The sequence below is a fragment of the Bacillus sp. 7884-1 genome, from assembly GCF_002272245.1.
In the GTDB taxonomy this organism is placed as follows: Bacteria; Bacillota; Bacilli; order Bacillales; family Cytobacillaceae; genus Neobacillus.
On the sequence record NZ_NPDD01000105.1, the window covers coordinates 1 to 13,594 of the forward strand.

General features: G+C 39.0%; 11 protein-coding genes. 9 read left to right on the top strand and 2 right to left on the bottom strand.

What is annotated here, in order from left to right:
• Positions 1 to 257: 257 nt before the first annotated feature.
• Positions 258 to 2,012 (bottom strand): alpha-glycosidase, encoded by a 1,755-nt coding sequence (locus CHI06_RS13340; RefSeq protein ID WP_095249047.1) that lies wholly within the window; start codon positions 2,010 to 2,012, stop codon positions 258 to 260.
• A gap of 265 nt (positions 2,013 to 2,277) precedes the next feature.
• Between CHI06_RS13340 and CHI06_RS13345 the strand changes: the two genes are divergently transcribed.
• From CHI06_RS13345 to CHI06_RS13365, 5 genes are all read left to right on the top strand, one after another.
• Positions 2,278 to 3,543 carry an extracellular solute-binding protein gene (locus CHI06_RS13345; protein ID WP_095249048.1) on the top strand — a complete coding sequence of 422 codons (1,266 nt, stop codon included), beginning with the start codon at positions 2,278 to 2,280 and terminating at the stop codon, positions 3,541 to 3,543.
• Positions 3,544 to 3,689: 146 nt separating this feature from the next.
• Positions 3,690 to 4,976, top strand: a complete 1,287-nt coding sequence (locus CHI06_RS13350; protein WP_095249049.1) for a sugar ABC transporter permease — start codon at positions 3,690 to 3,692, stop codon at positions 4,974 to 4,976.
• Between the two features lies 1 nt (position 4,977).
• The gene (locus tag CHI06_RS13355) at positions 4,978 to 5,814 is read left to right on the top strand and encodes a sugar ABC transporter permease (RefSeq protein WP_095249050.1); all 837 of its coding nucleotides are present in this window, start codon (positions 4,978 to 4,980) and stop codon (positions 5,812 to 5,814) included.
• A gap of 73 nt (positions 5,815 to 5,887) precedes the next feature.
• Complete coding sequence (locus CHI06_RS13360; RefSeq protein ID WP_095249051.1) at positions 5,888 to 6,934, top strand: LacI family DNA-binding transcriptional regulator; 1,047 nt, start codon at positions 5,888 to 5,890, stop codon at positions 6,932 to 6,934.
• A gap of 1 nt (position 6,935) precedes the next feature.
• Entirely contained in the window at positions 6,936 to 8,594 is a 1,659-nt protein-coding gene (locus CHI06_RS13365) for a glycoside hydrolase family 13 protein (protein WP_095249052.1), read from the top strand.
• A 77-nt stretch (positions 8,595 to 8,671) separates the two neighbouring features.
• Here CHI06_RS13365 and CHI06_RS13370 read toward each other — a convergent pair whose 3' ends face one another.
• Positions 8,672 to 9,451: an AraC family transcriptional regulator gene (locus CHI06_RS13370; protein ID WP_095249053.1), complete on the bottom strand. Its 780-nt coding sequence runs from the start codon at positions 9,449 to 9,451 to the stop codon at positions 8,672 to 8,674.
• Positions 9,452 to 9,582: 131 nt separating this feature from the next.
• On the opposite strand from CHI06_RS13370, the gene CHI06_RS13375 reads away from it, so the two are divergent.
• The 4 genes from CHI06_RS13375 to CHI06_RS13390 are packed head-to-tail and all read left to right on the top strand — an operon-like array spanning position 9,583 to position 13,361.
• On the top strand, positions 9,583 to 10,347 hold the full coding sequence (locus CHI06_RS13375; RefSeq protein ID WP_095249054.1) for a sugar phosphate isomerase/epimerase family protein: 765 nt from the start codon (positions 9,583 to 9,585) through the stop codon (positions 10,345 to 10,347).
• Complete coding sequence (locus tag CHI06_RS13380) at positions 10,344 to 11,375, top strand: Gfo/Idh/MocA family protein (protein ID WP_095249055.1); 1,032 nt, start codon at positions 10,344 to 10,346, stop codon at positions 11,373 to 11,375. Before CHI06_RS13375 ends, CHI06_RS13380 begins: the two co-directional genes overlap by 4 nt.
• Position 11,376: 1 nt before the next feature.
• Positions 11,377 to 12,396: a Gfo/Idh/MocA family protein gene (locus CHI06_RS13385; RefSeq protein WP_095249056.1), complete on the top strand. Its 1,020-nt coding sequence runs from the start codon at positions 11,377 to 11,379 to the stop codon at positions 12,394 to 12,396.
• Positions 12,393 to 13,361, top strand: coding sequence for a sugar phosphate isomerase/epimerase family protein (locus CHI06_RS13390; RefSeq protein WP_095249057.1), 969 nt, complete (start codon positions 12,393 to 12,395; stop codon positions 13,359 to 13,361). The genes CHI06_RS13385 and CHI06_RS13390 overlap by 4 nt, the downstream gene beginning before the upstream one ends.
• The last annotated feature ends 233 nt before the right edge of the window (positions 13,362 to 13,594 follow it).

The window sequence follows — 13,594 nt, forward strand, 5'->3', positions numbered from 1 at the left end:
AATCTATCTGGCGACACGAGAGATTTGTCCGCAAGCCCCTGGATAAAGGACTAATCTATGTGGCGGCATGTGAGATTTGTCCCCAATACCTTAGATTACAAACGAATCTTCCTGGCCATATTCAGACATAATTTGGTGATTCCGATGGCAACCGAGTCCGAATCAGCCGCTTTTTGAAATATTCTAAGATAATGCTGTTCGAAAACAGCGAAAAGTCAAAACAAAAGGGCTGCCTAGAAGGCGCCCTTTTGTTTTGACTAAAATTCTAAGATTGCAAACCCATTGCTCTGTAACTGGACAATATCATTTGAAAGCTCAATTACTTGACCAGTCCAAAGATTTTTAACCGTTTTTTCATTAAGCCTATATGGTAGAGGATATTCTACCGAATTGCTGCTAGTGTTGAGAATAACAATTATGGATTTATCATCATTCGATTTCATATAGGCCAGACATTTGTCGTGGTGTTCCGGGTCAATAAAGGAAAGTTCCCCAGCATTCCTAAGTAAAGGATGCATCATTCTCAGTTGTATCAGCTTTTGGATATGGTTAAATAAATCAGCATTCTGCTTCTCTTTCTCCCATTCCATACATTTTCGGCAGCCCGGATCCTGAGTTCCGCTCATTCCTATTTCATCCCCATAATAAATACAAGGAGTTCCGATAAAGGTTAACAACAAAGTAAACACCTGCTTAACCCTGTCCATATCCTCCTCGCATTCCGTTAAGATTCTAGGAGTATCATGACTGCCTACGAGATTAAATGCCACTTCGTTAATATTTCTAGTGTACATATGAATCACACCAGTCATGCTCTCAACAAATTCTTTCGCGGTAATGCTTTGCTTTGCAAGCAGTTTAAGAATATTCGTTGTGAAAGGATAATTCATGACTGCATCGAATTGGTCTCCCCTAAGCCAAGGCATAGAGTCATGCCATATTTCCCCTAATATATATAGGTCAGGCTTGATAGCCTTTACCTCTTTTCGGAATTCTCTCCAAAAGGCGTGGTCTACTTCATTTGCCACATCGAGCCTCCAGCCGTCAATATCAAACTCTCTTACCCAATAACGCCCAACCTCTAGTAAATATTCCTTTACTTCTGGGTTCTCCGTATTCAGTTTTGGCATAAAGGGGGTAAAGGCAAAAGTATCATAATTAGCTTGTGGTTTTGTCATAACCGGGAACTCATCGATATGAAACCAATCCTTAAATAACGATTTTTCTCCCTTTTCCAAGACATCTTGAAAAGGTGGGAAGTAAAACCCACTATGGTTGAATACAGCATCCAGCATTATTTTAATTCCATTTTGATGACAAGCATTCACTAATTCCTTAAAGGTTTCCTTTGTTCCGAACTGTGGATCAATCTCCATGTAGTCAATCGTATCGTATTTATGATTGGAGTATGCTTTGAATATAGGGGTAAAGTATATCCCTGTAATACCTAGTTCTTTTAAGTAAGGGATATTTTGAATTACTCCTTCTAAATCACCTCCGAAAAAATTCGAGGGTGACGGCTCTTCACTGCCCCAAGCTAGTACACCTTCAGGGTCATGATTCTTATTTCCATTTGCAAACCGTTCAGGGAATATCTGATACCAGACAGTATCCTTTACCCAAGAAGGTGCGTTGAAGATATCTGCACTGTTCATATAAGGAAAACAGAAATAGTATGCAGTATCATCTAATGGCGGTTCAGAATAAAAACCCTTCTCAGTAAAACATACAGTTTCAATACCATCATCTAAAATAAATCCATAGCGAAGTCGTCTAAACGGAGGGTAAATAGCTGCAAACCAATAATCAAATAATTGGTCAGAACCACTTTTCCGCATAGGAGTAGTTGATGTTTGCCACTCTTTATCCTTCCATTCATAGGGATCTCCATGGACGAGAGTGACCTTTTGAAGGTCATTCTTTTTTGTGCGGATGGTAATATGTACTTCATTTTCTGTGCAAACGTATGCATAATTATCTTTAGGTCGATGATAAATTGCTTCCTTGAACAATGGAACCAGCTCCTTATTAATTCTTATAATTAAAGGTTAATGTACCCGAAAATCCTTGTCAATACTATATGTTTTAAGGGTTGTTTTTTCTTTAATATAGTAAGTGAATTAATAGTATTGTCTGCTTTTTTTAAAAAAGTAGTTGTAAAATAAAAAAATGGGCTTATAATGAAAATATGTTGCGCAAACGTTTTCGCAAATGAAAGCGCTGACTAATGCTTGTGCAATGTGAATGATTCCTATTCAAAATACAGGAGGAGAAAAAATGAAAAAAGCACTTTCGATTTTCATGATGGTTGTTTTAGTGTTAGGTGTACTTTCTGCTTGCGGTCCAAAAAGAGATACAGAAAGCACTAATGACACTGGGAAAAAGGAAGAAACAGCAAAACCAGAAAAACTAGTAGTTTGGGAAGATAAAGATAAATCAGGCTGGCTAGAAAAGGTAGCGGCTGATTTCGAAAAAGAATATGGAATTAAAATTGAGTATAAAGAAGTTGAAATGGCTACAAAAATGCGCGATCAGCTTCGTCTTGACGGCCCAGCAGGGACTGGCCCAGATATCGTAACATTACCTCACGATCAAATTGGTCAAGTGGTAACAGAAGGGCTTCTTGCTGAACTTAAATTAGATAAAGAAGTTACCGATAAATTCTCTCAATCATCTATTGATGCACAAACGTATGATGGTAAAATTTACGGACTTCCAAAATCCTCTGAAACACCAGTATTTGTTTACAATAAAGATTTAATGACAGAAGCTCCAAAGACAATGGACGAGCTTTACACTTTCTCTAAAGATTTCACGAAAGATGGAAAATTCGGTTTCTTAGGACTATGGGATAACTTCTATTTCGCTTATGGCATCATCGGCGGTATGGGAGGATATGTTTTCAATAATAACGGTGGAACGCTTGATCCTGCTGACATCGGCTTAAATAACAAAGGTGCTGTTGAAGGTACTGAATATATCCAAAAATGGTACTCAGAAGGATTATTCCCTAATGGTATCATCGGTGAAAATGGCGGATCTGCAATGGATGGTCTTTTCACAGAGGGTAAAGTTGCTGCTGTTATGAACGGACCATGGTCATTCCAGCCATACAAAGATGCTGGTATTAATATCGGTGTTGCAGCTCTTCCAACTCTTCCAAACGGCGACCATGTAAAAACATTCATGGGTGTTAAAGGATGGCATGTATCAGCTTACTCTAAAAACCAAGAATGGGCTTCAAAATTCTTAGAGTTTATTACAAATGATGAAAATGCTAAATATCGCTTCGAACAAACAGCTGAGGTTCCAACAAATACAGCATTGGTTGATGATCCTGCGATTACGGAAAATGAAGGAGCAAAAGCGGTTGCTGAACAATCTCAATATGCTCTTCCAATGCCAAACATTCCAGAAATGGGCCAAGTTTGGGATCCTATGGCAAAATCACTTCAAACAGTTGTAACTGGTAAAACAGAACCTAAAGCAGCTCTTGATTCTGCAGTTGAACAAATTAAAGCAAATATTGCTTCTACAAAGTAATAGATTAATAGTTCGGCAGTACCTCAGAGAGTTTGGGGTACTGTCGACCAATTATGATAGTTTTGCTGCTTTATGAAGGAAAAACAACTCTTTTCCTTGATCAAGCATTGAAGCTTATAAAATGACATTAGAAAGGGGAGTTTAGGATGTCTAAAGATTTATCCTATGCAACCAGTCACCGTAAGAAAGCGTTGATTCTTTCCGTAATCCCTGGGTTAGGTCAGCTTTATAACAAACAGTTTTTAAAGGGAGCCTCCTTTCTCATCATGAGTGCCGCTTTTTTCTATGTTTTTTATGATTTATTAAACATAGGATTATGGGGATTAGTTACATTGGGAGAAATACCATTTACAGACCATTCTATTTTCTTATTAGTCTACGGAATTCTAGCCCTTATTGTTTTAGTCTTTGGAATTGGGTTTTATTTGTTTAACCTGCGCGACGCTTATAAGGTTGGGTTAAATCGCGATAATCATGAACCTATTAGTACAGTAAAGGAACAATATAGAAATCTTATTGATAATGGTTTTCCTTATTTAATCATGTCTCCTGGATTTTTATTGCTGGTGTTTGTTGTTGTTTTTCCAATTCTATTCGTGTTATTTCTAGCATTCACGAACTACGATCTTTATCATTCTCCTCCAGCGAAATTAGTAGATTGGGTATTATTTAAAAACTTTGTTGATATCTTTAAGGTTGATATGTGGCGTCAAACCTTCTTCTCTGTTTTATCATGGACGTTGGTTTGGACCTTCGTTGCTACTACCTTCCAAGTAGCATTGGGGATATTCCTAGCAATTATCGTTAATCAAAAGGATTTGAAAGGAAAAGCAATTATCCGTACCGTCTTTATTCTTCCTTGGGCCGTACCGGCATTCGTTTCTATTCTTGTTTTCGCAGGAATGTTCAATGAATCATTTGGTGCGATTAACAGAGACATTCTAGGGTTCTTCGGTATAGAAGGTTTCCCATGGATGACAGAGCCAATATTCACAAGAATAGCTCTAATACTTATGCAAACATGGCTTGGCTTCCCATTCATTTTCGCAATGACAACAGGTGTCCTGCAGTCTATTTCACAGGATCTTTATGAAGCCGCTACTGTTGATGGTGCATCCAATTTCCAAAAGTTTAAAAATATCACATTGCCGCTCGTACTATATGCAATCGCACCTGTTTTAATTACACAATATACGTTTAATTTTAATAACTTTAATATCATTTACTTATTTAATGGCGGAGGACCTGCGATTACTGGCCAAAACGCCGGCGGAACAGATATCTTAATTTCTTGGATTTACCGCCTGACAATGACTTCAGCACAATACTCGAAGGCAGCGACGTTAACCATGCTGTTATCGATTATTGTTATAACAGTTGCCATCTGGCAGTTTAAAAGAACAAAATCATTCCAAGAAGAGGATATGATGTAATATGAAAAAACAAAATTTTGTTAGACTCACCCTTACGTATCTCGTTGTCTTAATCATGTTTGTTATCATCCTATATCCACTCGCATGGATTATCGGTTCATCTTTTAACCCGGGTCAAAGTTTATCGGGATCAAATATCATTCCTAAGAATGCGACATTAGCCCACTATAAAGAGTTATTTGATACGAGTAAAAGTAATTATGTATTTTGGTATATTAATTCTTTAAAGGTTAGTATTTTAACCATGCTATTTACGGTTATCTTAGTAAGCTTTACAGCATATTCATTCTCACGATATCGATTCGTTGGACGTAAAAATGGCTTGATGACATTTTTGATTTTACAAATGATTCCAAACTTTGCTGCGCTCATTGCCATTTACATTTTAGCTACTCTAACTCATTTAATCGATACTCATTTAGGTCTAATCCTTGTATATGTCGGCGGGCAAATACCGATGAACACCTGGTTAATGAAAGGTTACTTAGACACCATTCCAAAGGAACTCGATGAGTCAGCAAAGATTGATGGAGCAGGACATTTACGAATCTTCTTTCAAATTGTCATGCCGCTTGCAACACCTATTCTTGCGGTAGTAGCTCTTTTCTCTTTCATTGCACCTTTTGCGGATTTCATTGTCGCAAGTATTTTACTTAGGACAGAAAAAAATTATACACTTGCTGTTGGTCTCTACGATCTAGTAGCAAAACAATTTGGTGCTGAATTTACTACTTTTGCAGCGGGTGCTGTATTGATTGCTGTTCCAATAGCGATACTATTCTTATCTTTCCAACGCTTCTTCGTGTCTGGATTAACTGCAGGAGGAACAAAAGGTTAAAGTACTGAGGTAGAAAATACTAATCCTCGCCTTTATAATTAATTTAAAACACCCTTTGAGAGGGGCGCAGGAAATGGCAGTTACGATTAAGGATGTTGCAGCACTCGCTAACGTTGCTCCATCAACGGTTTCAAGAGTGATAGCTGACAGTCCGAGAATTAGTGAAGAAACAAAACAAAGAGTAAAAAAAGCGATGGAGCAGCTTGGGTACCATCCCAATTTTAATGCGAGAAATCTAGCAAGCCAATCCACTCAGGTGTTAGGTCTTGTCATGCCGAGTTCGAAGGATGTTGGATTTCAAAATCCTTTTTTCCCTACAGTATTACAGGGAATCAGCGAAGGGGCACAAGAGAAAAATTATGCCTTGCAAATGTCAACAGGTAAATCAGAGCAGGAAGTTCTTGATGCTGTGATTCAAATGGTGCAAGGTAAAAGAGTAGATGGAGTGATACTTCTTTATTCTAATGTTGATGATCGAGTTATATCTTATCTAAAAGAGCAGAGGTTTCCTTTTGTTCTAATCGGAAAGCCTTATCTGGATATGGAAGAAATAACTCATGTTGATAATGATAATGTCCGTGCAGCGAAAGATGCGACGGAGTATTTAATAAGCTATGGACACGAGAAAATTGGTTTTATCGGCGGAAGTAAAGAGCTTATGGTAACGGTCGATCGTATTTCGGGATATCAACAAGCTTTGAAAAATGCCGGTCTTACCATTAGCAACGAATATATGATTCATGAAGAGTTTCTAAGAGAAGGTGGTCAAGGGGCTGTCCGTGAATTAATGGCCCTTGACCACCCGCCTACAGCCCTTGTTGTAGCAGATGATTTTATGGCTTTAGGTGTTCTCAATAAACTGGATGAACTCGGAATTAATGTACCAGATGACGTATCTATTGTTAGCTTTAATAATGTGCTGCTTGCAGAATTGGCAAGACCGCCATTAACCTCAGTGGATATCAATATATTTGATCTTGGCTATCAGGCATCGAAAAACTTAATTGTTATGGTGGAAAATAGCAATGAACCTACTAAACGCTTAATCATTTCTCATCGAATAATTGAACGTTCATCGTGCACAAAGCCAAATCCTCAAAGAGGATTGGAAAGGAATTAACATGAAAAAAATATGGTGGAAAGAAGCAGTTGCCTATCAAGTTTATCCCCGCAGCTTTATGGATTCTAACGGGGATGGAATAGGTGATATTCAAGGGATTATTTCTAAGTTAGACTATCTGCAAGAATTAGGGATTGATGTGATTTGGATTAGTCCAATGTATCAATCACCAAATGATGATAATGGATATGACATTAGTGATTATCAAGAGATAATGAACGAATTCGGGACCATGGCTGATTTTGACCAGCTATTACATGAAACGCACCAACGCGGCATGAAGCTGATACTAGATTTAGTGATCAATCATACAAGCGATGAGCATCAATGGTTTATTGAATCTCGTTCGTCAAAGGAAAGTCCAAAGCGGGACTGGTATATTTGGAGAGACGGGAAAGATGGGAAAGAGCCGAATAATTGGGAGAGTATTTTTGGCGGTTCTGCATGGGAGTATGATGAAGAAACCGACCAATACTTTTTGCATATTTTTTCGAAAAAGCAGCCCGACCTTAACTGGGAGAATAAAGAGGTTCGACAATCACTTTATGATATGGTGAATTGGTGGCTTGATAAAGGAATCGATGGATTCCGTGTCGATGCTATCAGTCATATCAAAAAAGAAGCTGGCCTAGAGGACATGCCAAATCCTAAAGGATTAAAATATGTTTCTTGTTTTGATAAAATGATGAATGTTGAGGGTATTCATACGTTTTTAGAAGAGTTAAAGGAAGAGACTTTTTCTAAGTATGACATCATGACGGTAGGCGAAGCGAATGGAGTAACGGTTGACGATGCGGCTGATGTTGATCAGTGGGTTGGAGAAAAACACGGGAAATTCAATATGGTTTTTCAATTTGAGCACCTTAATCTTTGGGATGCTGAAGTGAAAAAAGAACTTAATATCATTGAACTGAAAGATGTTTTATCCCGCTGGCAGAAGGGGCTTGAAGGTAAAGGCTGGAATGCCCTTTTCATTGAAAATCATGATAAAGCTCGTGTGGTCTCCACTTGGGGCAATGACAAGGAATACTGGCGCGAAAGTGCAACCGCTTTTGCTGCTATCTATTTCTTGATGCAGGGTACACCTTTCATTTATCAAGGACAAGAAATTGGCATGACAAATGTCCAATTTGACTCTATTGATGATTATAATGATGTTTCCGCAAAGAATATGTACCGTTTGAAGAAAGCAGAAGGAGCATCCCATGAAGAAATTATGGAAGTAATTTGGTCTTCTGGCCGAGATAATTCTCGGACTCCTATGCAGTGGTCAGATGAAGTAAATGCTGGATTCTCTACGGGTAGTCCATGGATAAAAGTTAACCCCAATTATAAAAGTATTAATGTTGAATTCCAGAAAAAAGATGAGACATCGATACTGAATTTCTACAAAAAAATGATTCAGTTAAAAAAAGCTAATGAAGTGTTCACTTATGGCACCTATGATTTATTATTGGCGGAAGATCCGCAGGTTTATGCATACACTAGAATGTTAAACCAGGATAAGGTGCTGGTAATAGCAAACCTTTCTGTAAAGCCTGCTAAAGTGAAAGATATAAACGTAGATCCTCACAATCTGATTTTGAGTAATTATGATGTCAAAGAGCAAGCAGGGACTCTAAGCTTACAACCATATGAGGCGAGAGTATATCGAATTTAATAGCATAAATAAAACTAGGACGATTTCAAATTTTGAAATCGTCTTTTTCGCGGTATTGTAATAAGGATTATTAAATTCTATTCCAATTCCATGCGTCTATAGATGCCGGGTGCTACACCATACTTTTTATGAAATACCCTATGGAAATAAGGATAGCTCCCAAAGCCGCAGTCCTCGGCAATTTGCTCTAGTGACATGGATGTGTATTTCATTTGCTCAACAGCAGAAGCTAACCGAATTTCGAGAGCATATTCGATAATCGTTTTTCCAACGGTACTTTTGAAGAGATGAACGGAACGGGAAATGCTAAGTCCAGCATGCTGTGCAACATCGTCTAATTTAAATGCTTGAGTTGCGTGTTCTTCAATGTAACGCATCATTCGTGTTACCGAATAGGGTCGGTTGAAGGAAGGTGCTGTCTCGTGAACAGCCCGTTCTAAAAATAAACAGAGCGCTCTAAACAAATAGCTGGTAAGTTCTTCGTCTTGATTGGCAGCTGGACGACGTTTTTCCATCATGATTTGGCGCCATAGAGACAGTAATTTTTCATCGATATGGATTCGGGAAACATTTTGTTTTTTATTTCGTTCCCACCATTCATTCACCCAATCTCCTTCACAAACAAGGTGATAATCCCCGCTGATTTGCCCCTCTTTGACGAGCAGTTCATAGTGATCCCCGGGTTGGATTAACAGAAGATCTCCTTTTTCAAGGTTCATTTTCTTTCCCTTTACCACTACTTCACAGATACCTTCTGTCTGAAGACGTAACAAATAAGAGGGGTATCCAGATCTATGTTGAGAGTGGTATCCATTTGTATGATAAGAATAGCCGCAAAATAATATGTTGGTCATCATAACCCCCCAATAAAAAAGAGAAAAATAGCAATATAGTAGATGTTTTAATTATATCATCTATGTTTATTTATAGAGAAAGGAATTATTATGGTATCAAATTAGTAATGTTAATTTGAAAGGGAGGGGTAAAGGTGGCAAACATTCCAATTGCAGTACAGATGTATACGTTGCGAGCAGAAAGTGAACAAGATTTTGCCGGGACATTAAAGAAAGTGGCTGAACTTGGTTTTGATGGTGTTGAATTTGCAGGTTATGGAGGATTACCTGTTCAAGAGGTCAAGGTATTGATTGACGAACTTGGTCTTCAAGCTGTTGCATGTCATATCCCGCTACTAGAATTAGAGAATAATTTGTATCAGGTTATTGAAGATTTAAAAACATTAGGTTGTCATTATGTTGTCTGTCCCTATCTAATGCCTAATTCTCGAACGGAGGCAGATTATAAAGCCCTCATTCAATTTTTAGACCATGCAGGTGAAATCTGCTCGAATGAAGGGATTACTCTTTGCTACCATAACCACGATTTTGAATTGGATAAGTTATCAGACGGAAGAATGGCACTTGAAGCCATTTATGACAATACAAGTTCTAAACATGTAAAAGCAGAATTGGATGTTTATTGGCTGACAAAAGCAGGAGAAAAGCCGGTTGATTGGATGGAACGCTATCAAAACCGAATTCCGCTTATCCATTTAAAAGATATGACCTTGGATGAAGAAGGATTTTTTGCAGAGCTCGGCACAGGCGGGGTGGATCTTGAATCCATCCTACATAATGGTGAAAAAGCTGGTGTACAGTGGTGGATTATTGAGCAGGATGTAAGTCGCCTAACACCATTTGAAAGTATTGAAATTAGTATCAATTATTTAAAGCAAAAATTGGAGGGATTAAAATGAAAAAATTAAGAGTCGGCGTGATTGGCTGCGGCAGTATTGCCATGCATCGCCATTTGCCGGAATATAAATCGAATAAAAATGTTGAATTGGTTGCTGTTTGTGATATCAATGAGGAACGTGCCCAAGCGACTGCTGAAAAATATGGGGCTAAAGCTTTTACAAGCTATGAAGAGTTAGTCAGCAGCGGTTTGGTAGAGGCAGTTAGCGTCTGTACACCAAATTATCTTCATGCTCCCATTACGATTGCTGCTTTAAACGCTGGACTTCATGTCCTTTGTGAAAAACCAATGGCCACTTCAAAAGAAGAAGCAGAAGAGATGATTGCAGCAGCAAAAACTAATGGTAAGAAGTTAATGATTGCTCATAATCAGCGATTTGTACCATCACACCAAAGAGCACGTCAGTTAATCCAAAGTGGAGAAGTCGGCAAGATTTATAGCTTCCGTACTGCATTCGGACATGGAGGACCAGAAGGCTGGAGTGTTGATGGTAAAGATAGCTGGTTCTTTGAAAAAGAAAAAGCATTTGTTGGGGCTATGGGCGATTTAGGTGTACACAAGACCGATTTACTTCGCTATGTGCTGGGCGAAGAAATTACAGAAGTAGGATCATTTGTTGAAACAAATGCAAAGGAATTCGCAACGGTTGATGATAATGCAGTATGTGTATTAAAAACCGAGAGTGGAATTATTGGAACTCTTGCTGCTAGCTGGGCTTATACAAGCAAAGAAGATAACTCAACCATTATTTATGGAGAAAAAGCGATACTTCGGTTAGAGGATGACCCTGTAAATTCTCTTGTCGTTCAATATACAAACGGAGAAATAGTGAATTATCAGCTTGGTAAAATTCAGTCCAATGATGCCGAAGGACAAAATAATTCACGTGTCATTGATCAATTTGTTGATGCATTGATACAGAATCATGAGGTGCCTGTCACCGGTGAAGAAGGCATGAAATCATTGGAGGTTATTTTGGCAGCATTAGAGTCCAATGAAACGAAGCAGATTGTAAGAGTGAGAGTGTAAGATGAAAAAGCTTCGTATTGGAATCGTCGGAGTTGGTGGTATTGCGTTAGGCCGCCATATTCCTTCATTTCTCCAGTTGCAGGATATTTGTGAGATTACTGCTTTAAGTGATATTCATATCGAACGTGCGCAGGAAACTGCAGAAAGATATAAAATTTCACATGTGTTTTCGGATTATCATGATCTTTTTTCAGTGGTTGATGCCGTATGTATTTGCACGCCAAATAAATTCCACGCCGAAATTACGATTGCAGCACTAAAAGCGGGAGTACATGTATTGTGTGAAAAGCCAATGGCGTTATCTGCGGAAGAAGGCGAGGCGATGGTCGCTGCTTCTAAAAAAGCAGATAAAGTTCTCGCGATTGCGTATCATTACCGATTTATGAAGGAAGCGCAAGCTGCTAAGAAGGCCATGGAAGACGTAGGTACACCGCTTGTAATAAGGGTACAGGCATTGAGACGCCGAAAAGTTCCGGGGTGGGGAGTATTTACCAACAAAGACCTGCAGGGCGGTGGCAGTTTGATTGATTATGGGTGTCATTTGTTAGATTTAGCTCTATGGCTGATGGGGAATCCAAAACATACAACGGTGACAGGCACCGCCTATAACACGTTAAGTAAAATGCCTGATCAAGTAAATCAATGGGGCTCGTTTAACCATGAAACCTTTAATGTCGATGATCATGTGACTGCCTATATACAATTTGAAAGTGGTGCATCGATGTTGTTTGAAACATCTTGGGCAGCCAATATAAAGAATGATGCTGAGCACCTAAGCATTTCCGGTGTGGACGGCGGATTAAATGTCTTCCCGTTCGAACTTTATACTACAAAGAACGGAATGCTTTTAAATAGTGAAGCTGCATGGCTACCTGGTGAAGAAGAACCTGGTTTGCAGCAGGATAGGAACTTTATTGAAGCATGCCTTGGATTGGCTGAGCTTGTGGTAAAACCAGAAGAGGCACTTCAAGTTTCGCAGATTATTGATCAAATATATGAGAGTGGGGGAAATAAATTATGAAACTAGGAGTTTTTACGGTACTGTTTGCAGAAAAGTCATTTGAGGAAATGCTAGATACTGTCAAGGAAGCAGGCCTTCATGCAGTTGAAATTGGTACAGGATGTTATCCAGGAAACAGCCATTGTGATTTAAAAGGGTTACTAGAGAGTGAAGAAGCTCGTAATCTATACCTTCAGCAAGTGGAAAGTCGTGGATTGACAATCAGTGCATTTAGTTGTCATGGAAATCCAATATCACCTGAAGAAGGGTTTGCAAAAACTTCTCATGAAACTCTATTAAAAACGATTAAACTTGCCTCACTTTTAGGTGTACCAGTTGTGAATTGTTTTTCTGGGACAGCTGGTGACCATGAAGGGGCGAAATATCCAAATTGGCCAGTGACACCTTGGCCAAATGAATACGGCGATGTACTAAAGTGGCAATGGGAGGAAAAATTAATTCCTTACTGGAAAGAAGTCGGTCAGTATGCGAAGGAACACAATGTGAAAATTGGACTGGAGCTTCATGGCGGATTTTTAGTTCACACTCCATATACCCTATTAAAACTGCGTGAGCAGACATGTGACGCAATCGGCGCTAATTTAGATCCAAGCCACTTATGGTGGCAGGGAATTGACCCTGTGGCTGCTATCAAAATTTTAGCAAAAGAAAATGCCATTCACCATTTTCATGCGAAAGACACATACATTGACCAAGAAAATGTGAATATGTATGGACTAACAGATATGCAGCCTTACGGGGAAGTAAGAACGCGGGCATGGACCTTCCGTTCTGTTGGCTGCGGACATAGTTTAAAAGATTGGTCAGATATGATGAGTGCGCTTCGTACGTATGGATATGATTATGTAGTCAGCATCGAGCATGAGGACCCAATCATGTCTATAGATGAAGGGTTTAAACGTGCCGTGACCAATTTGAAATCTATTTTAATAGAAGAGTCTGTTTCTCAAATGTGGTGGGCATAGATTACACAAAAAAACCATAAGGGACTTTGCGTCCCTTATGGTTCCAGGCTGTCGAGAAAGTCTCGACAGCCATTTTATAACTTTAACATTGCACCAATATTAGTGGCGTACAATTGTTCTTAAGACCCCGGATGAAGGATTAATCCTTCTGGCGGCGTGTGTAATTTGTCCTTAAGACTCCCGATGAAGGACAAAACCTTCCGGCAGCGCGGACGATTTGTCCTTAAGACCCC